The 24,095-nt window shown below is 53.9% G+C and carries 16 protein-coding genes and 1 pseudogene; 7 read left to right on the top strand and 10 right to left on the bottom strand.

The window, feature by feature from the left end; all coding sequences use genetic code 11:
• Nucleotides 1-602: 602 nt before the first annotated feature.
• Nucleotides 603-1,351, top strand: a pseudogene (locus tag AC6I7A_RS22285) (NmrA family NAD(P)-binding protein); the annotation flags it as partial.
• Between the two features lie 1,224 nt (nt 1,352-2,575).
• On the top strand, nt 2,576-3,649 hold the full coding sequence (locus AC6I7A_RS22280; RefSeq protein WP_009093253.1) for a RepB family plasmid replication initiator protein: 1,074 nt from the start codon (nt 2,576-2,578) through the stop codon (nt 3,647-3,649).
• Between the two features lie 1,261 nt (nt 3,650-4,910).
• On the opposite strand, the gene AC6I7A_RS22275 is transcribed toward AC6I7A_RS22280, so the two are convergent.
• From AC6I7A_RS22275 to AC6I7A_RS22265, 3 genes are all read right to left on the bottom strand, one after another.
• Complete coding sequence (locus AC6I7A_RS22275) at nt 4,911-6,098, bottom strand: diguanylate phosphodiesterase (RefSeq protein WP_009093254.1); 1,188 nt, start codon at nt 6,096-6,098, stop codon at nt 4,911-4,913.
• 168 nt (nt 6,099-6,266) lie between these two features.
• The gene (locus tag AC6I7A_RS22270) at nt 6,267-8,051 is read right to left on the bottom strand and encodes an EAL domain-containing protein (RefSeq protein WP_058958485.1); all 1,785 of its coding nucleotides are present in this window, start codon (nt 8,049-8,051) and stop codon (nt 6,267-6,269) included.
• A 518-nt stretch (nt 8,052-8,569) separates the two neighbouring features.
• A complete protein-coding gene (locus AC6I7A_RS22265; RefSeq protein ID WP_058958486.1) occupies nt 8,570-8,794 on the bottom strand; it encodes a DUF3606 domain-containing protein in 225 nt (74 codons plus the stop codon).
• A 368-nt stretch (nt 8,795-9,162) separates the two neighbouring features.
• Here AC6I7A_RS22265 and AC6I7A_RS22260 point away from each other — a divergent pair, with 368 nt between their 5' ends.
• Both AC6I7A_RS22260 and AC6I7A_RS22255 read left to right on the top strand, forming a co-directional pair.
• Nucleotides 9,163-9,402: a hypothetical protein gene (locus AC6I7A_RS22260; RefSeq protein WP_009093257.1), complete on the top strand. Its 240-nt coding sequence runs from the start codon at nt 9,163-9,165 to the stop codon at nt 9,400-9,402.
• 171 nt (nt 9,403-9,573) lie between these two features.
• The gene (locus AC6I7A_RS22255) at nt 9,574-10,062 is read left to right on the top strand and encodes an Hsp20 family protein (RefSeq protein WP_009093258.1); all 489 of its coding nucleotides are present in this window, start codon (nt 9,574-9,576) and stop codon (nt 10,060-10,062) included.
• A gap of 72 nt (nt 10,063-10,134) precedes the next feature.
• Here AC6I7A_RS22255 and AC6I7A_RS22250 read toward each other — a convergent pair whose 3' ends face one another.
• The 3 genes from AC6I7A_RS22250 to AC6I7A_RS22240 form a co-directional block, all read right to left on the bottom strand.
• Nucleotides 10,135-10,899, bottom strand: a complete 765-nt coding sequence (locus tag AC6I7A_RS22250) for a MerR family transcriptional regulator (RefSeq protein WP_033736893.1) — start codon at nt 10,897-10,899, stop codon at nt 10,135-10,137.
• Between the two features lie 187 nt (nt 10,900-11,086).
• Entirely contained in the window at nt 11,087-11,296 is a 210-nt protein-coding gene (locus tag AC6I7A_RS22245; RefSeq protein WP_009093260.1) for a CsbD family protein, read from the bottom strand.
• Between the two features lie 169 nt (nt 11,297-11,465).
• Complete coding sequence (locus AC6I7A_RS22240) at nt 11,466-12,683, bottom strand: diguanylate phosphodiesterase (protein ID WP_058958487.1); 1,218 nt, start codon at nt 12,681-12,683, stop codon at nt 11,466-11,468.
• Nucleotides 12,684-13,409: 726 nt separating this feature from the next.
• Between AC6I7A_RS22240 and AC6I7A_RS22235 the strand changes: the two genes are divergently transcribed.
• Nucleotides 13,410-13,643: a hypothetical protein gene (locus AC6I7A_RS22235; RefSeq protein WP_058958488.1), complete on the top strand. Its 234-nt coding sequence runs from the start codon at nt 13,410-13,412 to the stop codon at nt 13,641-13,643.
• A gap of 59 nt (nt 13,644-13,702) precedes the next feature.
• On the opposite strand, the gene AC6I7A_RS22230 is transcribed toward AC6I7A_RS22235, so the two are convergent.
• The gene (locus AC6I7A_RS22230; protein ID WP_046103071.1) at nt 13,703-14,032 is read right to left on the bottom strand and encodes a hypothetical protein; all 330 of its coding nucleotides are present in this window, start codon (nt 14,030-14,032) and stop codon (nt 13,703-13,705) included.
• 610 nt (nt 14,033-14,642) lie between these two features.
• On the opposite strand from AC6I7A_RS22230, the gene AC6I7A_RS22225 reads away from it, so the two are divergent.
• Together AC6I7A_RS22225 and AC6I7A_RS22220 are read left to right on the top strand one after the other, a co-directional pair.
• A complete protein-coding gene (locus AC6I7A_RS22225) occupies nt 14,643-16,307 on the top strand; it encodes a methyl-accepting chemotaxis protein (RefSeq protein WP_058958489.1) in 1,665 nt (554 codons plus the stop codon).
• 607 nt (nt 16,308-16,914) lie between these two features.
• Complete coding sequence (locus tag AC6I7A_RS22220) at nt 16,915-18,840, top strand: methyl-accepting chemotaxis protein (RefSeq protein WP_265139309.1); 1,926 nt, start codon at nt 16,915-16,917, stop codon at nt 18,838-18,840.
• Between the two features lie 49 nt (nt 18,841-18,889).
• On the opposite strand, the gene AC6I7A_RS22215 is transcribed toward AC6I7A_RS22220, so the two are convergent.
• The 3 genes from AC6I7A_RS22215 to AC6I7A_RS22205 form a co-directional block, all read right to left on the bottom strand.
• Nucleotides 18,890-19,690, bottom strand: coding sequence for an MBL fold metallo-hydrolase (locus AC6I7A_RS22215; RefSeq protein ID WP_498005043.1), 801 nt, complete (start codon nt 19,688-19,690; stop codon nt 18,890-18,892).
• A 56-nt stretch (nt 19,691-19,746) separates the two neighbouring features.
• The gene (locus tag AC6I7A_RS22210; RefSeq protein ID WP_058958490.1) at nt 19,747-20,862 is read right to left on the bottom strand and encodes a metallophosphoesterase; all 1,116 of its coding nucleotides are present in this window, start codon (nt 20,860-20,862) and stop codon (nt 19,747-19,749) included.
• Nucleotides 20,863-21,098: 236 nt separating this feature from the next.
• Entirely contained in the window at nt 21,099-23,426 is a 2,328-nt protein-coding gene (locus AC6I7A_RS22205; protein WP_058958491.1) for an FdhF/YdeP family oxidoreductase, read from the bottom strand.
• Nucleotides 23,427-24,095: the final 669 nt, after the last annotated feature.

Here is a 24,095-nt window from a genome sequence, read left to right as displayed (position 1 = left end):
AGTGCAGACGATAAGAAATCGTCGGGAAATCAGGCAGGGTATAGAAGGGAGCGGAGTGATGGCGCGGGCATTTTCTGTAGGATACAGCCAGCTCTGAGCGTCTTTATGATGTGGCGTTCCGATGCAGGCAACGCCGTGAGAAGGGTGTTTTCATCATGAAAATCGTAAAATAGTTATTATTTATCAATAAGTAAACTGTGAAATCGCCTGGTGAAAATTGCAGTTGTGCATGGTCAGACAGGGTGCTTTTCCATTTTGCTGTTCAGACCGGCAATGAATTCTGAACCACGCTTACTGAAAGGCGAACCTCACAATTTTATTCAGCGGCGTAATCGTTTACAAAAATCCTTTTCTTAGTTAAACCTGCCTGACAGCGTAGCAAGAAGGCGGGGGAGTAAAACGTTGTTTTGTAGGCCGTTGTGTCCGGCGTCAACCAGATCACTACCAGAGGCGAAGAAGCTGTAAGCACAGTGCGTGCGATGTGATAAGGCGTCTGGTTTCGGGGATGATCATCAGTTTTAACCTTTCTCTTTCTTATGGCATAAACCAGCCCGTCTTATATCTGCTACAGATGAATTCAACGAAGCATTTTACCTTCGGGCTTTGCAACCGGCGTGGACGTCTTCAAAGGCGATCTGCTCGATATCGATTCCCTGCGGAAAGTCTTCTCTGGCGTCGACATGCTTTTTCTTCTGAATGCTGTCACCGGGGATGAATTCACTCAGGCCCTGATCACGCTAAATGTAGCCCGGGAAGCCGGCATTGACCGGGTCGTTTACCTGTCGGTGTTTGATGCTGATAAGGCCGTAAACGTGCCTCACTTTGCTGTAAAGTCCGGCGCAGAGTGCATGCCTGAACGCTGGGCTTCAGCGCGACCATTCTGCGGCCTGCCTACTTCATCGATAATGAGGTAATGATTGCAGACGCGGTCAGAAAACATAACGTTTATCCGATGCCCATCGGTTCCAAAGGGGTGGCTATGGTTGATGCCCGTGATATTGCTTAAATAGCTGCCATTGAACTGATTCGTCGCGATCGGGCGTCGGGGAAGCTGTCTGTTGAGACAATCAATATAGTCGGGCCCGACATTCTCACCGGCGCTGATGTGGCTGCGATCTGGACTGAGGTGCTGGGTCGCCCCATTGCTTATGGAGGTGATGATCCGGGCGGCTTTGAGGCCAGTATGGCGAATTTCATGCCTGAGTGGATGGCATATGAAATGCGCATTATGGCCGAACCTTACGTCAGCGACGGCATGATTCTTCAGGAGGGCGACCGTGAGCGTTTGGTTAAGATGCCAGGCCGTGATCTGCATTCTTACCGCGAAACGGCTTTGGCTCTGGCCGGATGAAAAGAGGGCGGAGTTTAACAGGAAGCCGGGATAAGTATCAGGGCGGTTAAAACCGCCCTCCTTAAGATCCCGGACTCCCCTTTATTCAGCTCTACATTTTCATTCGCAGATGATTACCAGATAAGTTCTCGCTTTCTCATCCAGATTCGAAAATTGACTACTGCGCTCTGAATCGGGTTCTTTTCTGGCAGGTCTGAACTTCTCTTCTTCTGCATATCACTCTGCTCTCGCATTCTGACTTTTGCTTTACTGGTGTGTAATTTTCCTTTACCGGCAAAAATATTTCACTGGATGTCAGTTGAATATCGCAATAATTCACGGTGTTTTCATCATGAAAAATTCCAGATAAAAATATATAAATCAATTGCTTAGGTAATATTTCTTCAGGGTGAGTTTACGTTTTTCTCTTCAGAAAAAGTTGATGGCTGATCGACAACTTAAGCGCAGTACTCACTCGAAAACCCCGCTGATGTTAATTTTTGTTTTTCAATGAGCCTGTTTAAACCCTCCTGTGTCAGGCTTTGGATCTGGTCATGTTTGCTGAAACAGCTTAACGCTGAGTCACGGCAGAAAAGCAGTTTCATTTGACACGGGAATAGCGTCTGGTTTGGGTCTTTTTATCCCCGTTATCCACAGGCCAGATCCAATTGGTCGATCCCCAATAGATCAAATTGAGATCCTAAACAGATCCCCGCAGCGGCTGAGCCTTGTGACACAAGGCCTGAGAGGGGATCGATAACCACTATAGCGAGAAAAAAAACCACTGCGGAGAGTATAACAACCACTATGGCGAGAGAAGTAACCGCGCTGGTGAGTAGTGAACAACCACTGTAGCGAGTAGACGGCCCTGGTAACGGTGGATAAACGGCAATGCTTTCAGTAACAGCCTGCTTTCAGGCTGGCTCTGAAGATATGAGGCTGGTGGCTGGTCTGATTTTCTGAAAATGAACGTTTAACAGCCCGTTTTTACACGTTTATCCACCGATTCGATCCAGTAACCGATCCTCATAAGATCATTAATAGTTCCTGAAAGATCCCTGCAGCAGGCCAGGCCCCGACAGCGCTGGCTTAAGGCCCTGTCAGCAACCACTGTAGCGAGTAAGATAACCACTGTGGTGAGAGAAATAACCACTGCGGTAAGTAGATTAACCGCTATAGTGAGTGATAGTATCCACTGTATCGAGTAACAGCGGCTGTTGCCTGTTCATAACACGGATCTGCCTGATGCCAAGAAAAGAACCCGATATCCTGAACATAGCGGATGCATTTAGCGAAACAGACAAACGCACTGGCGAGGTTGTTACTCTCACGCCTAACAGCAATAACACTGTTCAGCCGGTCGCGCTGATGCGACTTGGCTTGTTCGTTCCGACGCTGAAATCCACGGCGCGCAGTCAGAAAAACCAGATGAATGCCATGGATGTGACACAGGATCTTAAACAGTTATCCCTGGTCCGCTCGGAAGGGTATGACAACATCAAGATTCTGGGTGCCCGCCTGGATATGGACAACGATTTCAAAACCTGGGTGGGGATCATCCGTGCCTTCGCCACGCATGAGTGTCTGGGAGACACGGTAACGCTCTCTTTCGTTGAATTCGCCAAATTGTGTGGCATACCCTCTGTGCGTCTCTCCTCGAAGCTCAGAAGCCGTCTGGATGCTTCCCTGACCCGTATTGCCTCCAATACGCTGACATTTACCAGCAAGGGCGGCGAGAACTACACCACGCATCTGGTGCAGTCTGCCAAATACAGCATCAAAAAGGACACGGTCACCCTACAGGCCGATCCCAAAATCTTTGAGCTCTACCAGTTCGACAGGAAAGTCCTGCTGCAGCTGAAAGCCATTAATGAACTGGCACGTAAAGAGTCGGCCCAGGCGCTCTACACCTTCATTGAGAGTCTTCCGCCTAAACCGGCGCCGATATCCATGGCCCGTCTGCGTGCCAGACTTAATCTGACTTCGCGTGTGATCACCCAGAACGCCACCGTCAGAAAGGCCATGGAGCAGCTGAAAGAGATTGGATACCTTGACTACACAGAAACCCGGCGCGGCTCATCGGTTTACTTCTGGGTCCATTACCGTCACCCCAAGCTGCGCCCGGCCGAGCTGCCGCTCAGCAAGTCTGGTCTGATCGATGACGAAATGGATGAGTTCGACGATCTCTACAACGATCCGACTGTTATTGATGTCGGCCAGCCTGAAGCCGTGATGGAAGAGGAGAGCAGCGAGCTGGTGATGGTGTCACGTGAGGAGAAAGAGCTGCTGAACAAAATCAGGAAGCAAAAAAAGCAATAATTTTCAGACGTTAGCACGCCTCGTTCCCTGTGATAGCCCTTTCCGCTCGCGGCCTGAGAGTCGGGATGTCAGGAAGGCCTGACCCAACCACTGTAGCAAGTTACGTTACTCTCTACAGTGGTTATCCATCCGCTGCCCGCTCAGAGATACTGCTCAATCGCTGTGGCCTCCACCTAATCTGCCTTGTGTCGTTTTTAACCGACGCAGCCAGTGTTAACTCGCTACAGTGGTTGCTCTTCTGTTAAAAGTGATGATGAGTACGGCTGACACAGAGATTTCTCTGCTTTACTCGCTACAGTGGTTATCCGGCTGAACGTCTTCCTGCCTCAGAAGAAGCGGGGCAGGGCAGGTATTTATCGCGCAGCGCGCGCTTCACTTACTCGCTATAGTGGTTACCCTTTCTGTTTTCGAAGCTAATCGTGCCATTCCCATGCTCTTCCTCTCCTGTGAGCTACTCGTTACAGTGGTTATCAGGTTGTTTTATCGCTAAAGCGGTGAGTTAATGATCAGATAATAGCGTTTTAAGGGGTAAACACACTCGCTACAGTGGTTGCCAAACGGAAACAGGCAGGGGAGGTTTACTCGCTATAGTGGTTGTTACTGTTTCTGACCGGCCACGCCTTAAGGGGGTTTACCTTATGTGTTAGTGCTTACTATTGTTATATCCCCTGTCAGATAAGACCTCAAGAAAAATACCAAGACGATGCTCTGCCTCAGTCATTACTCGCTATAGTGGTTCTCTTAAGACTGACCGCCACAGAACTGACCTGCATGAAAGGCCCGATGCACCCGAAATGGCCTCAGAGAGTCCCTGCAACAGCAAACACGCCTCCTGCCTGAGAAGTCTTCTCGCTATAGTGGTTGCTCGCCTGTTTCCCGTCGCTGAACCGCCTGAGTAGCAACACTCACTGGCACCATTACTCGCTACAGTGGTTACTGATGCTGAGCTGAGCAGCGATTCACTCGCTATAGTGGATATGCGTCACATTACGTCTTTGCCGGTGTATAAATATGCAACAAATTGCCTTTCCGCAGGCAGCAGGGAAGTAACATTACTCGCTATAGTGGTTATCCCTCATTCCTGTACCTGACTGGTCAGAAATACGCTGTCAAAACGGGAAGCTGTAAAAGCTCATACAGCAGGTCAGGGGCAGGAGACGGGGCAGGGAAGTGAATCAGTGAACTGTGTGAGGACTGTCAGGAGTGAGGCAACAAAACGGCCGGCGCGCCAGCCGCTCTGTTGCTGTTCAGGCAGGTTGCGTTACATCGCCTCCCGGTATTCCGGCCAGGCGACCGATTCAGCCTGGTAGCGGCCAGCGGCAGCAAACAGGGTGCCCTGGAAGTTGATCACACCAGCCGCCTCCAGCCACATCCACTCCTCGGCCTGGACGATACCGGCTGCGATTACGGTGATTTCCAGCGCAGAACAGCATTTGATAATTGCCTGAACCACCGCCTGTTTGGGGCCGCTGCGGTGAACGTCGCGGGTGATCCCGGCGTCGATACGAATACGGTCCGGCTGAATGTGTGTCAGCAGCGAAAGCCCGGCGGAGCCGTCTCCAAAATTGTCGATAGAGAGGCTGATCCCGGCGGCTTTCAACGCACGAACCGCTTCAGAGAAGGCGGCCAGCTGCGAGATAACTGCCGTTTCGCTCACGCCGATGACCACCTGCTCCGGCACCAGTCCCGCCTGCTGAATGGCGGCCACAATCTGCGTGACGGCATCGGGTATCACCACCAGCGTCATCGGCAGCAGGCTGACGTAGAGCGTCATGCCATCAGGGCAGACCTGACCTGCATGGGCGAATGTCTTTTTCAGGGTCTCCAGATCGTCAGCGTGAAGCTGGGCGTCTGAGGCTGCATCGGAGGGTGCCGCTCTGACAATAGTGGCTTCAATCGCGGTAACCTTGCGAGCCAGCGGATCGACGACCGGGCGGAAACTGACGCCTTCAGTTTCAGGGCGGGAATCCGGCACCTCGTTATGCTCTGAAATGAATTCCCAGTAACCGGGCGGAAGAACCTCATAATAGTTCTCCTTCTCGCGTGACTCAACAAAGGTCCGCAGGAATTGCAGTGCCCGATCATCATAGGTCAGTTGATATTTCGAGGTCCCTTTGTCCAGCACCGCCTGGAGCAGCGACGAGCGGTCATGTTCACGCAGGTCAAACAGCGACATACCCGCATTACCAAACCGGCGGGAAGGTGCGTAGTCGCGCATCAGCTCCACGACATTATGATGCCGGCGATCGGCACAGATGCGCTGATAGACTGCCTGAACGCCCGCTTCCGGCCCCTCAAGCAACTGAAAAAAGTGTGTGCCGTTGAATAACAGGATGCCTGTTACGTCGTGCGCAGTGTTGATTTCGCTGGCGTGATCGACCATCTCAGGCAGGGTTCTGACCGGAAAATCATCGGAAATATGGCTGCGGTATATAATGGTAGTCAGCATGTGCAGCTCCGCTTTAGGTGAATATAGCGCACACGCTAACACTGTTTAAAAAATGTTTCATCTTTCCTTACTGACTGTAGCACGGCGTGCACACGGGCAGGCAGCACTAAGCGCAGCGGCTGTCGGGTGACGTTCCGGCTGACAGATCCGGTACGTGCAGACGGTCACTCAGCAGGGCTCTCCGCGCAGCTTCCAGTTGAGCCAGTGATCCAGCGCTTCTTCGTTCAGCGGTCTGGAATAGAAGTAGCCCTGTGCCTGGTCACAACCATACTCTGTCAGCGAGGTCACCGCATCGGGACACTCGACCCCCTCAGCCAGCACGGTGTAGTCCAGCTCTTTCAGCATGGCGATGATGCTGCGGGCAATGATGCGTGAGGCAGTATCGGAAGAGAGCTCACTGATCAGGGAGCGATCCAGCTTGATAACATCCAGCGGCATCCGGCGCAGATAACTGATATTGCTGTAGCCGGAGCCAAAATCATCCAGCGAAATCGTAAATCCACACTCTCTGAGTCTCTCCAGCCCGCGCAGGGCATCAGGGCTTTCAAGGATACGTTCAGTTTCCAGACACTCAATGCCCAGCAGTGAGGTGGGGAGCTTAGCCCTGACCAGCTTGCTTTCCAGTGCTGAAGCAAAGCCTTCCTGCGAGAAGTCGTTCACGCTGACGTTAATCGTTAACGGCAGCTGGATGCAGCTATTCCTGAGTCGTCTCAGCCGCGCTACCGCCTGATCGATAATCCAGGCGGTCAGCATAGAGAGCAGTTCGGTCTGTTCAGCCTGCGGGATAAAGGCACCTGGCGAGAGTTCACCCCGGGTAGGATGCTGCCAGCGGATCAGCGCTTCCAGCCCCACCGGTCTGCCACTCTGCAGGCAGATTTTCGGCTGGTAAACCATATAGAGCCCGACGTTGTCGCGCAGCGCAGCTTTAAGATCGTTCATCAGCAGTAAATCGTCAGCATGCTGCGTCTGCGCCTCGGCGTCATAGCGCTGCGAGGGCAGCCCCAGTCCGACCGCATCGTTCAGGGCACTGACGGCGCGACGTAATACCTCAGGTGCCGACAGTTGACTGGCCACAAAGCCCGCTTCGCCGGTGTGCGGTGTCAGCGCGACCGACAGTCCATCATCCACATCTGCACTGATACCCTCCAGACGACCGGCCACCCAGGCGGCACTCAGGCGGCTGTCTGCCCGGGTCAGGATGGCAAACCGCCCGGTGGCCACGGTATAGAGCATTTCCCCCACCGCCGGACGCAGCCGCAGTGGCAGCAGGGTGGCCATATCTTTCAGCAGGCTTTCAACCGGACCCATTCCCATCGTGCGGGCCAGTTCATAGGCTCGCGACATATCAATGCAATCAATCAGGACCAGGCGGCGGGGTGTGATGTCGCCCGCCACGGCCAGATACTGCAAATCACGGATCAGACGCTGGCGGTTAGGCAGTCCGGTTACGGGATCGACAAACCCGGCCGCATGCCAGGCTTCCAGAAAAGACATGACCAGCGTGGAGAGCAGGGTCAGCGTCATGACCTGATCGGAAGTGAAAATATGCGGCTCGGTGTCGGTCACACACAGGGTACCCAGAATAATGTTATCGCGCGTTTTCAGCGGCACGCCGGCATAGAAGCGAATAAAGGGCGCACCGGTGATCAGGGGATGCCTGACAAAACGCGGGTCGTGCCAGGTGTCGGGCACGACCATAGGCGTGTTACTGTCGACCACGTGGCGACAGAGTGAATCCTCACGCGTGGAGCGCTGAAGATTAAATGTGTGTGAGGCCTGCACGGTCTGAAACTCATCATCCAGAACAGAGATAAAGCTGCCCGGAATGCCCAGAGCCTGACTCGCCAGACGGACAAATTTCCGCAGGACGTCATCGCGACTTTCATCAGGACTGCGCAACGCCTGTATAGCACGGCTTCTGCGTTCATCATCGCCGTTTAAATTCTTAAGCATGTGTGTATACCCCGCACCGGTTGATTACGGAGCGAAAAAGAAAACTGTCCGGTTTGAAATGTCGATCAGGCGGCAGTAAATATAGCGTATTTTTTATTTTCCGCTGAATGATAGGTGACTCTGCGGCAGCTGTCTCTGAATATTTTCTTTAACGCATTAAAAGCATGTTTACGATTCGAAAATTTAATCGAAGAGAGGCGTTAATATTTACATATTGTTGTCATTTTCAGAAAACGCGTGATTTCAGACTTTTTAATATTTATTTCAGGGCAGCAGAACAATATGCATTCAGGAGCGTGAATGGTTTTGCTAAGTCAGTCTGAACCCTGCAGCCGCGACAGGCTGCGGAACCGCGTCGCTGAGCAGAGACGGGTGAGAAAGATAACCTGTTAATATGACTGGTAAAAGCAGAAAACCGGGTCACTCCGGCAGAGATAACCTGTCGCCATTGTGATGGCTGAGGCAGGCCAATCCGCCGCCGGGCTGCCACTGACGCAGCACGTCAGGCAGTAATCAGGTTAACGTTTGATGTTGTGGCCGGACTGTGACGGACGCCGGGGTGGCGGGTTTTGCTCCAGCCACGCACGCACCTGTTCGGTCAGCGATCCCTGTTCGCGAATCGCACGCGTCAGCCTCTCCTGAGTCGTCTTCAGCTCCTGGGTCCAGTAGGTGATTTGCCACTGTTCACGGATCTCTACACGTGACAGATCGTCGGGTGAGCGACGCTGGATAGGATTTTTCATTTATTATCCTCCTCATATTTTAGATGGTGCCCGCTGAGCAGCATCCTCAGGCTAAACAGCTATCGTGATGAAGAGTGAGGCATTGAGGTAGCGGATTAATCCCTGAATCGCGCTTAAGTCAAATATCAGGACTATTCCTGGCTGGCGCAATAAGGCACTCTAAAAAATAGAAAAGTCGCCGGCGGGGGCAGAATTACCCGTTTCGTTTACAAAGAAATCCTGCCGGAATGCAGAATCCGGAATTTGACATTTATTTAAAATGGTCAATTATTCTCAGGTCAATTCGCAGGGCCACTTCCGGGTCGCTTCGCTTTATACAGGCGAAGCGCTGCGCCTTTGCGGTTTCATCATGTTGAAGGAGTCCTTTTTTGGTTAATCGTCCCCCTCAGCCGCCTGTGGCTGTTCAGAGTAATGTGCGTGAACTTCGTTTGGCCGCCGGGCTGTCACAGCAGAGCGCCGCAGAGCGTTTCGACCTCAGTCTGCGCGTCTGGCAGACGAAAGAAGCTGCAGCCAATCCTGCGTTACTGAGTCAGGGTGAATATGAGTTGCTGCTGCTGCTGGCCGGCCGTCATCCTCATTTCGTTCTTGCACCGCAGAATAAAAAATAGCGGCAGCCCGCTATCCTGATTTGACTCCCGGTGATAACAGGATCCGGAGAAGCGGAAAAAAATCTATTTCCCGGCTTGAAAATGTAGCGCTAATCCCTATTTTGAAGGTGATCGGGAATCTGAAACCGGTCAGATGAACTTTTGGATGAACCTGTTCAGGAGATTATCACGATGTCACTACAACCCTTTTCAGTTTTGCCTTCGCTGGCTGATTCCGTTTTTTCAGACCGCTTCAGCCGCATCGATAAATTGTTCAGTCAGCTGACGGGTGACAGCCCGGTCACCTCCGTTCCCGCTTATGATCTGCAGCGCGTGGAGGATAACCACTATGCGCTGACCGTCAGCACGCCTGGCTGGAAAGAGCATGAGCTGGAGATCGAGTTACGTGGCGGGCGTCTTTCCATCGCCGGTCACAGGGAAAAAGCGTCGCAGGAATCGACAGGCGAGGCCCGGGAAGAGAGCGGCGGCTGGATCCATCGCGGGATAGCGCGCCACGACTTCCAGCTGAACTTTTCCATTCCGGAGCATATGAAGGTCACCGGAGCCAGTCTGGCTGAGGGATTACTCCGTATCGATCTGATTCAGGAGATACCGGAGAGCGAGAAACCGCGTCGCATTCCGATTGCCATCGGCGGTCCGCGTACGCTTGAGCATCACTGATAGCTGCAGGGCGGAAATGGCAAAGGCTGTTTCCGCCTTTTTGATGGCGGGCAGGCAAAAGAAGTCATGGAATCAGGCGCTGGCGGAGAGGGTGTTTTCAGGCAGTTTCACGCGGGTGTCTGTTCCAGTCAGCATGACGGGATCGCCTGCCTCAAGACTGGACTGAAAAATTGCCTTCATGGATGGCGTAATTCCGTCGCCACACCACATCAGATGGTGCTCAAAGCGGTGATTCGCCACGGCAGGCACGCCTGACGCCTCGGCGGCCACTTCAACCCGGAATCCCTGTCCGTTGAGCCGTATCGCTTCCATCCAGATCTCTGTCTCATCCGTCACGCTGACCGCTTCAAGGAACAGCGGGATGGTGCTGCGTCGTCTGGCGGCCTGCGCCAGGCGTTCCCACTGACCCACCACGGCGGTGTGAAAACGCTCAAGACGCTGCGCTGCCCCTTCGCTGACGTCAGTACGCAGCCAGAGATTAAGCGGGCGCAGGTAGCAGTTCACATAATCATCGCCACAGTAGTCAATGTTCATCATCCGCAACTCGCGATGAATATCCTCGTCTGAGCTCTGAGAGAGCAGCTGCAGCATATCCTCTTCCCGGCAGGCCCAGCCGCCGGGCAGCGTAACACTGGGCCAGTTAAGCGCTGCATGGATATCGAAAAGCGTATGGCCGCCTGACGTCATATCCCGCACATAGAGGGCACGCGTAAGCTGATTATCTGAATAACCGCCAGCATCCGGTGGCGTAATCAACCCGGCGCGGCGCCAGCGTCTCAGCGTTTCAGGAAGAACACCGACAAGCGCACATATCGTGTCGGTAGAGTGTTGAGGCATGATTGGTATCCGTAAGGTTTTGGGCTCCCGTCACCAGGGAAGTCAGCGTAGTATGCGCGCCAGCGATGAATAAAGAAACAATCATTTCCATAATGTATCGGGTGTTGCACAGCGGGGCGGGGTCGTTAACATCCATGAGAGAAAAGGGCAGGCACCGGGCGCGTAAACGCCCGGCGGGAAAAGGGGATTACCAGTGATACTTGTTGGAATCTTCCCACTCTTTCACTTCCTGCTCGGCACGATCTTTCTCGTAGCCGTAACGTTCCTGAATTTTACCGACCAGCTGATCGCGCTTCCCTTCCACAACGGTCATATCGTCATCCGTGAGATCGCCCCATTTTTCCTTAACCTTACCTTTGAACTGCTTCCAGTTACCGCCAATGCGATCTTCGTTCATGGTGATTCTCCCAACTCGGTGATTATCCAGGGATCTGATGAATATCTGTTGGCCAGATGGCTGTCAGATGAATCAAGCATGGCACAGCTTTTGCTCTTTGCAGCGAAGCGGTGTGAGCCGCATCAAATTATGAGCAAAACGGCAGCGTGCAAGCGGAAGTCAGGCGGGATTACGCCAGTCGTCGTGAGGGCCAGCTGACGGCAGGCAGGGCGTTGAGAGCAGGGCGCGCAAACAGAAAACCCTGGTAATAGCGAACCCCGGCACCTTCGAGCCAGAGCCACTCTTCGATTTTTTCAACGCCTTCTGCGATGACCGTAATTTCCAGCGCCTGACAGCATTTCAGGATGGCCAGCACAATCGCCTGACGCGGGCCGCTGCGGTGAATATCGGTGATCAGCTTGCGATCGATTTTAACTTTGTCGGGCTGAAAATCGGCTAACAGAGACAGGCCAGCGAAACCGGCGCCAAAATCGTCGAGCGCCAGGCTGATGCCGGCCGCTTTCAGCTGGCGCACCGCGGACTGAAAGGCGTCGAAGCGTGAGATGACCTCATCTTCAGTGACCTCAACCACGACCTGCTCCGGTCGCAATCCCTGCAGCCGGATTTGCTGAAGAAGATGATCGACCGCCCCCTCGATCATCACCAGTGACATCGGCAACAGGTTAACGGAGAGGGTCTGATCGCCCAGGCCAAGCTGTCCGGCCAGCCGGAAAGCATAGGTCTTGGAGTGAAGATCGGCCTGATAGCGCTGGCTTTCCGGTAGCTGAGAAAAATAGTCGGCGGGTGAAGCGCCATGCTGACCGCGGATCAGGGCTTCACAGGAAACAATCTGGCGATTTGTGGCATCCACAATCGGCTGCAGCGCAAACGCACAGCGCTGATCGGCGGCCGGCGGGCAGGAAAGCGGTACAGCGGAGGAGGAGGGAGTGGTCAGTGTCCACTGACTGGCTGGTTCGATCTCAATAAAGGTCTCTTTATCCCGTCCTTCAACAAACGAACGCAGGAATTTGACGACCCGATCATGCCGGATACGCTCCTCATTAAGCGTGACCCGGTCAAGCAGAGCCTCCACCACGGTATGCTCCTGATAGTCACGCAAATCAAACAGGGCCATGCCGGCGTGACCAAATCGCCGTGCCGGGGCGTAGTCACGCATCAGCTCGATCAGATTAAAATGCCGATCGTCCTGACTGATTCGCTGAAAAACCGTGTGGACATTCTCAACGCTCCCCTCCAGCACCTGAAAAAAGTGCTGCCCGTCATAAAGCAGGATCCCGGTGACCTCGGCCTCGGCGTTTTTAACACTGGCACGCTCCACCAGCGCCTGCAGTTTCTCCGGCGAGACAGAACCCGCAAGCTGGCTGCGGTAAATAAGGGTGGAGAGCATAAGCGGACTCGCATGGCAGTTGAGACTTATTAACCATATCACAGATATTTCGGGGGTTAAGGGCACAACTGAAATGATTATGCTGTTCTGCTTTCGGTATTAATATCGCTCTGAATCCCGCCCGGGTTAAGAGGCATTAATCGCCATTTTCCCGGGACAGCGATCAGGCAATTGTAATAAAGCAGAAAAGCCCCCCGTTAAAGCGGGGGCGAACAGAAGATATAGCGCATTATTATAACGACACAGCATCCCTGGTGAGGCGCTGGTTAATCGGATGTTTACAGGTTGCTTTCATCAGCCCTTTCACGCTGGCCGGTGAAACGTGATCTCTGCTGCTGCACTCTCTGAAAAAGTGCCCCCCTGTTAAAGGGGGCAAGGGTAGGAGTCAGATCACTCTGTAAAGGAAGTGGATTTCGTTACAGAGCCATTTAAAGATAGGGCAAAAGCGGCCTGAGTGCCGCTGCGGTTAACCGTTTTTTTAGTTTGATATCAGATGATTAGAATGATCACTTTAATACATTTTCATTTTAATCAATGTGTTAAACGCCAATGAAAACGTTTTCTAAGATTTGGATTAAAGTCCCGTTTCGCTGATGGGCACGGATAAAAATGGCAGGGCAGGGCGTCATCCGCAACAGAAAACCAGACAGACTTGACCAGTTTCGGGAATAATTATACTGTTTATATATACAGTTAATGGTGGTGAGACGTTGCGGGGGCAATGCAATGCAACAGGATGATGCGATCTGGATCGCATTCAGAGAGGCGATGAGGCGGGATAGCGAGGGGCTGTGTACGATCAGCACCCGGGATTTTGTCACGCAGCTTGACCTGCACAACACACCTCACACCCTGCGAGCGGCGAATGTCTGGATAGAGATCCATATCTCGACGTTCAGTGATATCTCCACCGAACCGGGTGAGTGCCGGCTATTTCAGGTTCCTGCGGCGCGCGATTAGCGCGCACCGCATAACCAATAAGCATTCAGCCTGCCTGCAGAGACAGGCTGAGGTCGCCATCAGGCCCTGACGCTGCTTTGACGCAACCCGGCGCGGTCCTGGTAGTTCGGCCTGGCAGAATAGCTCTTCTCACAGCCCGTGCGGGCCATATTCAGAGCCACTTTGCGTTTTTTCAGCTTAATTTTCGGTAACCACTCTTTAAACTGTGCCGTCAGCGAGGCCGCCTGCTGTTCGTTTGCAACGCGACAGATGAACAGCTTGCTCTTGGTCTGACGGGTGACATCAATGGCGTAGATCTCAACGCCACTGCTGCATGCTTCATATTCAACATCCGTAAACTGCATGTGTGGCCAAAGACCGGTTCTGGTTTCAAATGTGGCTAAATCCATGATGACTACCTTTTTTTATTGTAAGCGTTAGTACTGTCCGCAGGTTAAAACCTGGTCGGGCCAGTGAGCATAGACCAGAATCAGCATTCCGCCAGTCAATTCACTAATTTAATCTGGCCCTGCCACAAATGGCCAAAATCTGAGTGGCAGGTGCTCCCGCCATAACGAGGTTTGCCCTGAGGCTGCTGAGCGCGCTGACAGGGCAGGATTTCGCTGTCGCGTTCTGCCGCTGACAGCCGCCGCGTACCCTCTCCGGCAGAAGAGCAGGCTTAGCGTTGCCGATTACCTGAGCACTGCTGTTAAATCAGCCACGTTATTATCAGATCACCACAAATGACATTCAGTGCTTATATCCGGCATTGTTGCTGCATATAACGATAAAGAGTTAAGGGGGGAGAGTGAGCATGGATGGCAGGATGTAAATAATATGTTAACTCTAAAAGAGAATAAGAATCAGCCTCTTCGCGTTGTTAGTTCACTCTGCGTCAGGCGCAAGAAAAAATAAAAAATATATCTCCCGCGATCAATTAAAGCCGCGCTGAAGAAAGCCGATAAGAACGATCCAGCATTAACATTTGTTCAAATTATTCTTTCTCCCCAGGGGTGCTTTATGACTATTACACAGCGTCTGGTAACGATTTTCTCACTGCTTGCAATGTCACTGATTGCACTGGTGATTATCTCGTTATCTGTGATTTCGGGTTTTCAGTCCCGTTTTGAATATGTACAGGCGAATGCGATACCCAGCATTCGCGATCTGAATAAATCGATCAGTGTAACCAATCAGTTAGGTATTGCGTTTTATCGTTATCACAGCATTAGCGATGCGACAAAGTTGCCCGCTGCAGAAGAGCAGATTAATAATCTGCTGCAGCAGATTAAATCGCTTAACGATTATTACATGACGAATGACATCTCTAACGATGAAGACAAGGCGATGACAGAGCAGGCTAACAGGAATCTGGATGCGGTGCGCAGCGCACTGCCCGCTTTTCTTGCCGCGGCCCGCGCTCATGATGACGCAGTCACCCTGCCACTGTTGCAGAGTGAAAATGGTGTGGGCGCTGCAACCCGCAAGATGGAAGCGGACTTCACCCGTCAGATTCAGCTGAACATCGACATCGGCGAACAGCTGCGTGCTGAAAACAAGCGCGTCTACACTCAGACACTGTGGGCGATGTCAGGTGGATCATTACTGGTGATCCTGATTCTGGCTGCCTTCTCCGTTAAAGTGATCATGGGCATCAAGAGAAGCCTCTCTGGCATCGTGAATACCATGACCCAGGTCAGCCACACGCTTGATCTGACGCATACTGCGGATGTCAGCCGTAAGGATGAGATTGGCCAGACGGCCATGGCGTTTAATCAGCTGCTGGCGCGCGTCTCTGGCACGCTGCTCTCGGTGAATCATGCTGCGCAATCGGTCAGTACGGGTTCAACGCAGATCGCGGCAGGTAACGAAGATCTCTCTGCCCGCACCGAGGAGCAGGCTGCTTCGCTGGAGCAGACCTCGGCAAGCATGGCGACGCTGAGTGAAACGGTGCGGCAGAACTCTGAAGGCGCGCATCAGGCCAGCGGTCTGGCGAATAACGCTAACCACATGTCGATCCAGAACGGAACGGCTGTGAAGCAGATGCTCACCACGATGGATGATATTCGCGCCAGCTCGGCCAAAATCTCGGAAATTACCGGGCTGATTGAAGGCATCGCCTTCCAGACGAATATCCTGGCGCTGAATGCGGCGGTGGAAGCAGCACGTGCCGGTGAACATGGTCGCGGTTTTGCCGTGGTTGCGTCGGAAGTGCGTAACCTGGCACAACGCTCCTCGTCGGCTGCCCGCGAAATCAAAGACCTTATTTCCACGTCCGTTTCGCAGGTTGAGCACGGGTTAGAGCAGGCCAACAGCGTCGGTTCAAACAGCGAAAACGTGCGTCACGCGATCCAGCAGGTCGCCGATCTGGTCAATGAGATTGCTGCGGCCACCTCTGAGCAGAGCAAAGGCATTGAGCAGGTTCATCAGGCGATTGGCCAGATGGACGAAGTGACGCAGCAGAACGCCGCGCTGGTGGAAGAAGCCTCATCTGCCTCGAAATCACTTCAGGAACAGGCCGAAACGCTGTCGGCGCTGGTCTCGACCTTTACCGTTGAAAGCTCAGGCCGTGTTGCACCGCAGCCGCAGCCTCAGACCGCTTCTGCTTTCCGTCCGGCTAAAAAGAGCCGTCAGCCTGAACCGCAGAGCGTTGACCTGAGCAAAGCAAACTGGGAAAGCTTTTAAGCTTTAAGCCGTTCCCGAAAAGCCTCCACATTGTGGGGGCTTTTTTTTGCCTTTATTTCATTTTTATTTCAACGCATCACGCTTCTTTAAATTAAATGAAAACGATTTCATTTATTATATTTTCAGGGCCTGCCCGGTAATAACGGTTTGAATATTAATTGCCCGGGAAGGATAAATTAATCTCTTATCCTTAATGATAATTATTCCTGAAAAAAGACGGCAGCTAGTATCGGCTGATTCCGGGCTAACTTTAATTTCTTTATTTTCCAGATGTTGATGCTGAAGTCTGGCTTAAGGCTTTACAGGTGATATTTATCAGGCAGTTTTCATAACATTGATATCTATCGTTATTTTTCGGTTTGGCTTAAGTGAAAGTGGCTGTAACTATCGTCTGTTTATTCACTGTAAAATAACCTGGTGCAATCTATACTCTCTCTTGCTGTTATCCAGCCCTTTATTTAACTAAGTAAATTTCATTGCCTTCAGGCGGCTTCGTGCTACGCGCAAACCGCTATGGGCTGCAAATGAAAATTCGTAAAAATAAAATTACATTACCCATTTTGGGTATGACATCACCTGCATGCTTAACACATCAGAGCGGAAAAAAATGAAAAAAGTACTCGACCGGATTAATTTGCCAGCAAAATTCCTTTTACTGGGAGCCTTTGCACTGGTGCTGTTTGTTTTACCCACTTTTCTCTTTATTCAGACGGGCAACCAGCTCATTGACACAAAGAAAGTTGAACTCACCGGTATTCCGGTTGAGAAAAAAGTGCTGCAGCTGCTGAGCCTGCTGCAGCGTCATCGTGCAGAAAGCGCCATCGCCATTGGCCAGAACAGAATGGATAACCCACCGCGTCTGGCGTTAGTAACCCAGATCAACAGCGTATCTGAAAGCATTGCTGCCGATCTGCGTCAAAGCAGTGAGCAGGCGCAGCCATTAACGCGTCTGGACCAGGTTAATCAGGAGTGGCGTCAGCTGCAGGAAGATCTGGTTGGCGGACGACTGACGCTGGCGACCAGCCTGGCACGGCACACGCATCTGATTCAGGTTCTGCTGGAAACGAATCAGGATGTACTGGATTACTATCAGCTCTCACTGGATGCTGATTTGAATACCTACCAGCTGATCGTCAGTGTTTTTAGCCGACTGCCGCTGCTGACCGAGACGCTGGGTCAGATCCGTGGCGGGGGGGCCTCACTGATCGCCAGCGGTAACATCTCTGATGCCGATCGCAGTCGCCTGGCCTTCCAGATCGATAATGGCAAAACGGCGCTGTCACAGTTCAGCAGTAACATGGATAAGGTGTTCACCATTGAACCGGATCTCAAAGCGATGTTCGGCGAGCTGGCGCAGAATGCCAGACAGCAGGCTCTGAATGCCCTGCAGCAGGCTGAAGGGGCAATTGTGACCGGGAATGTCACGATTACGCCGGTTGAATATGTCCGTATCTTAACCGAAGCGATTAATCGCTATGGCATGCTGAGCAGTCAGAGCAGCAACCAGCTGCAGATACTCCTGCAGTCACAAATCGATGAGCGCCGACATGCACAGTATCTGTTGCTGTCTGGCCTTCTGGCGATTGCCCTGCTGGCGATCCTGCTGGCCGTGATGATCACCCGTTCGGTCACCCGGCCGGTCAGAGAGGCCGTGGAAGTCGCCAGTCGCGTTGCCGCCGGTGATCTGACGGCAGAGCTGACCGTGTCCGGCAGCAACGAAATGGCTGAGCTGCTGAATGCCCTGATGCAGATGCAGCAGCGTCTTGCCCAGCTGGTATCCGATATCAAAGGCAACGCCGCGACCATCGCCAGCTCGTCGGAAGAGATTGCCCGCGGCAATGGCGACCTCTCGTCACGCACCGAAGAGCAGGCGGCGTCCCTGGCGGAAACGGCTGCCAGCATGGAGCAACTGGCGTCCATCATGCAGCAGAATGCCGAGAACACCCGCTTTGCCTCTGAACGCGCGGATTCTGCGACACAGGCGGCCCTCTCCAGTGGCTCGGCCATGGATTCGGTGATGGAAACCATGCACAAAATCCGCGGCAGTTCGGGACAAATTGAAGAGATCACGTCGGTAATCGACAGCATTGCTTTCCAGACCAACATTCTGGCACTGAATGCGGCGGTTGAAGCGGCGCGTGCCGGAGAGCAGGGTAAAGGCTTTGCCGTTGTTGCCTCAGAGGTGCGGGCGCTGGCACAGCGTTCAGCGACAGCAGCCAAAGAGATCAAGAGTCTGATTGAGCAGTCGGTGCTTCATGCGCAGGAAGGGATCACGATGGCCCGGAACGCAGGGGACAGAGTGAAGCAGAGCGTCAGCGCGATTGAACAGACTTCTCAGCTGATGCGCGATATCTCCTCCTCCACGGAAGAGCAGACCAGCGGCATTTCGCAGGTCAATATTGCGGTCAACCAGATGGATCAGGTCACCCAGCAGAACGCCGTGCTGGTTGAAGAGTCCGCTTCTTCTGCGGATGAGCTTGCCGGGCGGGCCGTTCAGTTGCGTACCCTGGTCGCGCTATTCAAAACGGCCTGATAAGACCGGAACAGCCGTCGCCTGAAGGGGCGGCTGTTCGATTACTGTGTCACGCCTGATGATCCTGCAGACAGGCGAGATACTTCTCTCCCGATCGCATCACCTTCTCTTTCGCCTGCTGAAGGATATCCTGACCTTCAAAGGCACCATAAAGCTGTCCGAATGTCACACCCGAGAGCCGCTGCAGAAGGTCACCAACCGTGGCCGCAGAGAGCGGCAGCATGTTCGGATAGCTCCACATAAACGATACGCCATGCGCACCCGGCGTAACCTGCAGAATATCACCCGCCAGAATGATCCCGTCGGCTTCGTCCCGGTGCAGCACGCAGCCACCCGGAAAATGCCCCCCCAGCCGTAACAGCGTCACACCCGGCATCAGCGTCAGCGAGTCGCCCTGCCAGAGCCGGATATGCGGGCTCTCCCGGACGATCCACTGCCGATCACGGGCATGCAGATGAATGGGCGCGTTAAACGCCTCCGCCCACTCCTGCATCGTGGTGTAGTAGTGCGGATGTGAAATCGCGATGGCATCAATGCCGCCCAGCGCCGCGATTAGCGTAAAGGTGGCATCATCAAGGTTGGCAAGGCAGTCCCACAGCACGTTGCCCTGCGGCATCCGCAGCAGAAAAGCGCGCTGGCCGATGGCAAAAGCCGGCACGGTTTTAAAACTTAACAGCGCCTCACTGTGTGCCGTCCATTTATTGGCGTGGCTGGCGCGCAGCTGGTCGAACGGGATCCAGCCCTGGCCGGAAGCCGGGACATACTGACGCTCATCCTCACAGATTTTACAGTGCTGATGCGTAGCCGAAGCAGGATAGGCGGTGCCACAGGCGGTACATAACAGGGTCATGATGTTCTCCTTTGTCTCGATCGGGATGATGCGCACCTGGCGGCGCCTTTATCGCCTCAGGGCTGACGGCGCAGGGTAATCCGGGTCAGCTCCGAGGGGCGGCCCAGCCTGATCGCCATGCCAGGCCAGAGCGCCGTGCCGTTGTTGACATAAAGCTGCATTCCGCCGACCTGATAAAGCCCGGAAACAAAACCGGCGTTGGGTTTTGCAAACAGGCGATCCAGCCCGACAATCAGACCTCCGTGCGTATGGCCGGAGAGCTGAACATCGACACCCTGTGCGGCGTTCTCGCGGGCATGACGTGGCTGGTGGTCCAGCAGAATAATGGGGGCGTTTTCGGGAACCTGCTCCAGTGCCCGGGCCAGATCGGGACCGGTCGCGTCTCTGCGCGGTGCGGAGGCGTCGGGCAGACCCGCAATGACCAGACTGGCTTCACCGCGCTGAATCACCGTATGGCTGTTAAGCAGCGGCTGCAGCCCCAGCGAAGCCAGATGCGCCGTCCAGATCGCCTGATGAAAGAAATATTCGTGATTGCCGGTGATGGCCCAGACGCCGTCGGGCGCAGCCAGACCGTGCAGTGGCGCAACATCATGCCGCCGGTGTTCCAGGCTGCCATCGATCACATCCCCCGTCACCACAATAAGGTCGGGCCGGAGGGACATCGCCCGCTCCACCATGGCGCGGGTCCAGGCAGCATTAAACAGTCGCGTGATATGCAGGTCGGTCAGTTGCAGAAGCTGATAGCCATCAAACTCAGCAGGCAGATTCGGCAGGAACAGCGTCACCTCTTTGACGGGAGGCACCCGTATTGCCTGCTGAACCCCGAAAGCCGCCAGCCCCATCGCCAGCAGGACGGTCAGATAGCGCGCACCGGGCGACAGCGGCAGCGGATGTCGCAGCAGCAGGGCAAGCAGCATGACAGCATCCAGCACGATCTGAAACACGGCCAGCAGCAGCACGGTGCCGTAAGCCCAGTTAAACAGAATGATGATGGCGCGGGGCATCTCGGCCGAGAAGATCCCGCCGGATGTGAAGCGACTCACCAGCAGATATTGAGAGGCCAGCAGCGCCAGTGCAGAGAGCAGGATTTTTACGGACAGGGGCAGGGACAAAGGAATAATGACGCGGGCAATGACATACCAGCTGGGTAAGCTGAAAATCAGGTGAAACATGGCAATCTTCCGGTGAGGCGCTGACGGTCAGCGCAGGCAGTTAAGAGAGGATAGCGAATGAAACCGTTTTAGCACGGTAAGGTATAGGATGAGTTGGCCAGGTCTGCTTCACGGCAGGTGCTCTGGCCGTGTTCAATCCGGCGCAGCGGGGCGCCTGGCCGGGACGAAAAAACCCGCGTGACCGGCACGCCGGCCACGCGGGTAACATCAGGTCTCACCCTTTGCGACACGCAGGATCAGCGCAGCACACCCGACGTTGTCTGCGTCTCCTCCGTCACGCGCGTCATGGCGATCGGAATGCTTTTGTAAGCCGGAATGCCGCTCTGCGTGTCGTGGCTGTCGAGCGGTACCATCACGTTGGCTTCCGGATAGTAGGCCCCGACCGATCCGGGTGCCATATCGATAATCACAATCGTCAGGTTTTTCATCTGGCGGGAGGTAGGATTGCCCTCCGGGTCCAGCGCCATCAGATCGACACGGTCGCCCACCCGCAACTGGCGTTTCTCCGCCTCTTCCGCATTAATAAACAGCACATCACGACGGCCCGTGACGCCACGATAACGGTCGTTCAGCCCATAAAGGGTCGTGTTGTACTGGTCGTGACTGCGCAGGGTAGTCAGCACCAGGTCATGGCATTTCAGCGAGCGGGGATCTTCATTGATGCCCTGCATCACTTTGAACTGCGCCTTACCGGAAGGCGTATGCCAGACGCGTTCTGATGCAGCGTTATAGAGCCGGAATCCACCCGGGTGCTTAATCCGCTCGTTGAAGTTTTCGAACGCCGGAAAGACCGCTTCGATGGCGTCACGGATGCGGCTGTAATCGGCTGCCATCGCGGACCAGTCCACCACGCTGTCTGGCAGGGTCGCTTTAGCCAGCGCGGCCACCAGTGCCGGTTCCGATTTGAGATGCGGCGATGCCGGATCGAGTGAGCCGCGAGAGGCATGCACCATGGACATCGAATCTTCCACCGTCACACTCTGCGCGCCCGTTGCCTGCACATCCGTCTCCGTGCGGCCCAGCACCGGCAGCAGATAGTTATGCCTGCCGAGCAGCAGGTGTGAGCGGTTCAGCTTGGTCGCCATATGCACAACCAGATCGAGATTGCGCATCGCCGGGAAGGTGACCTGTGGATCGGAGATCGCTTCTGCCAGGTTACCACCCAGACAGAGCAGCGCTTTGGCTTTGCCATCGCGCATCGCCTTAATCGCCTCAACGGCACCATGACCATGCTTCTGCGGCGGCCGGAAGCCAAACACTTTCTCAATACTGTCCAGCAGCGATTGCGGCGGGATCTCCGTGATGCCCACCGTGCGGTCGCCCTGAACGTTGGAGTGACCGCGTAACGGACAGATACCTGCACCGGGTTTACCGATGTTGCCGCGCATCAGCAGCAGGTTGGCAATCTGCTGCACATTCTGGGTGCCGTACTGGTGCTGGGTGATCCCCATGCCGTAGCAGATAATCGTGCGTTCAGCGCTGGCATAAAGCCGGGCAACGTGCTGGATCTCTTCACGCGTCATCCCCGAGACCTTCAGGATATGATCCCAGTCGGTGCTCTCCAGGTCGGCTTTCAGCGCGTCGAAGCCTTCGGTGTGCTGAGTGATAAACGCCTCATCAATGACGCCCGGTTTGCCTTGACTCAGCGCTTCTTCATGCAGGGTCAGCAGGATTTTCATCACCCCTTTCAGCATCGCTGCATCGCCGCCCACCCGTACTTTGTAATAGGTTGAGGCCAGTTCAGTCGAGCTGAGCGACAGCATCTCTATCGGGCTTTGCGGTGAGGTAAAGCGCTCCAGACCGCGCTCCCGCAGGGGGTTGATCGCCACAATCGTGCCACCGCGCTTGGCGACTTCGCGCAGCGTCCCCAGCATGCGAGGGTGGTTTGTACCGGGATTGTGACCAATGCATAACACCAGGTCGCAGTGGTCGAAATCCTCCAGCTCCACCGTGCCTTTGCCGACGCCGATGGACTCCGGCAGTCCGACGCTGGTGGGTTCATGACACATGTTTGAGCAGTCGGGGAAATTATTGGTGCCATATTCGCGGGCGAAGAGCTGCCACAGAAACGCGGCTTCATTTGAGGCCCGGCCGGAGGTGTAAAACTCCACGCTGTCCGGGTCTTCGTAACTGCGCAGGTGTTCACCAATCTCACGAAACGCGGTTTCCCATTCGATGGGCTGATAGGTGTCAGATGCGGCATCGTACTTCATCGGATGCGTCAGGCGGCCTTCGCCCTCCAGGTGCAGTGCGCTGCGCTCCCATAGTTCTGTCACCGTATGGGCGGCAAAGAAGGCGGGTGTGGTGCGTTTGCTGGTCGCTTCCCATGACACCGCTTTTGCCCCGTTTTCGCAGAACTCAAAGGACGAGGCATGTTGCGGATCCGGCCAGGCACATCCCGGGCAGTCAAAGCCCTGCGGCTGGTTAACTTTGAACAGGGCGATAACATCCTGTTTTACCGACATCTGGCCGCGGATAGCATCGGCAACCGCCTTTAATGCACCCCAGCCACCGGCCGCGCCACCATAAGGGGCAATGCCATTTGTGCGATTTTGCTCTTTCATAATGCTCCACATTGTCTCTATTGTTATCGGCTAAGTCTGGTACAGAAAATCGTTAACCGCGTGGATTCTGGCTAATATGTCGCGAAATTCTTTCTCAAAATGTTTCGGTGGGTGCTGCGCCATCCTTTTCAGCGCGAAAATAAGCAGAGCGCCGCGCTGTTTTTGTCGGTAAATAAGCGAGGCGGACTGTCATGACTTAACAGGAATATCGTGCGTAATTTAAGCCTGGTAAGCATTGGTATCGTTTTTAACTTTTTAACTGACTGTTTTTATGTATTTTAATAAAAGTGAATGGCGCGGAAAGTACCCGGAAATTAATTAGTTTCTGATAGGGAAAGTTGTGTCGATAAATTTTATGACCTGTATTAAAGCGGCAATAATATTCACAGCCGCAGAAGGGCAATATCAACAGAAGGTGCAGCGTGCCTGTTCAGCGTAAATATGACGGCAGTGTATTCTTGTGTTTCGCGCCTGCCGTAATGACAGAGGCGGTTGACCAGGTACCAGCCGTCGCATCTGTCACTCCACTGATAATGTTCCGCATTCTCTTTTGAAATCATCGTTCTGCTCCGGCGTCGTCGCTCATCTTCTCTGGCTGACTATAGCTGGCCAGGAAATTGATTTTCAAACATTTATTTCAGCCATCGTTTTCTTCCTGCGCAGCCTGAT

Source organism: Type-F symbiont of Plautia stali (assembly GCF_059731105.1).
The sequence above is the reverse complement of the archived record's forward strand: the minus strand, read 5'-3'. Positions and strand labels throughout refer to the sequence as shown.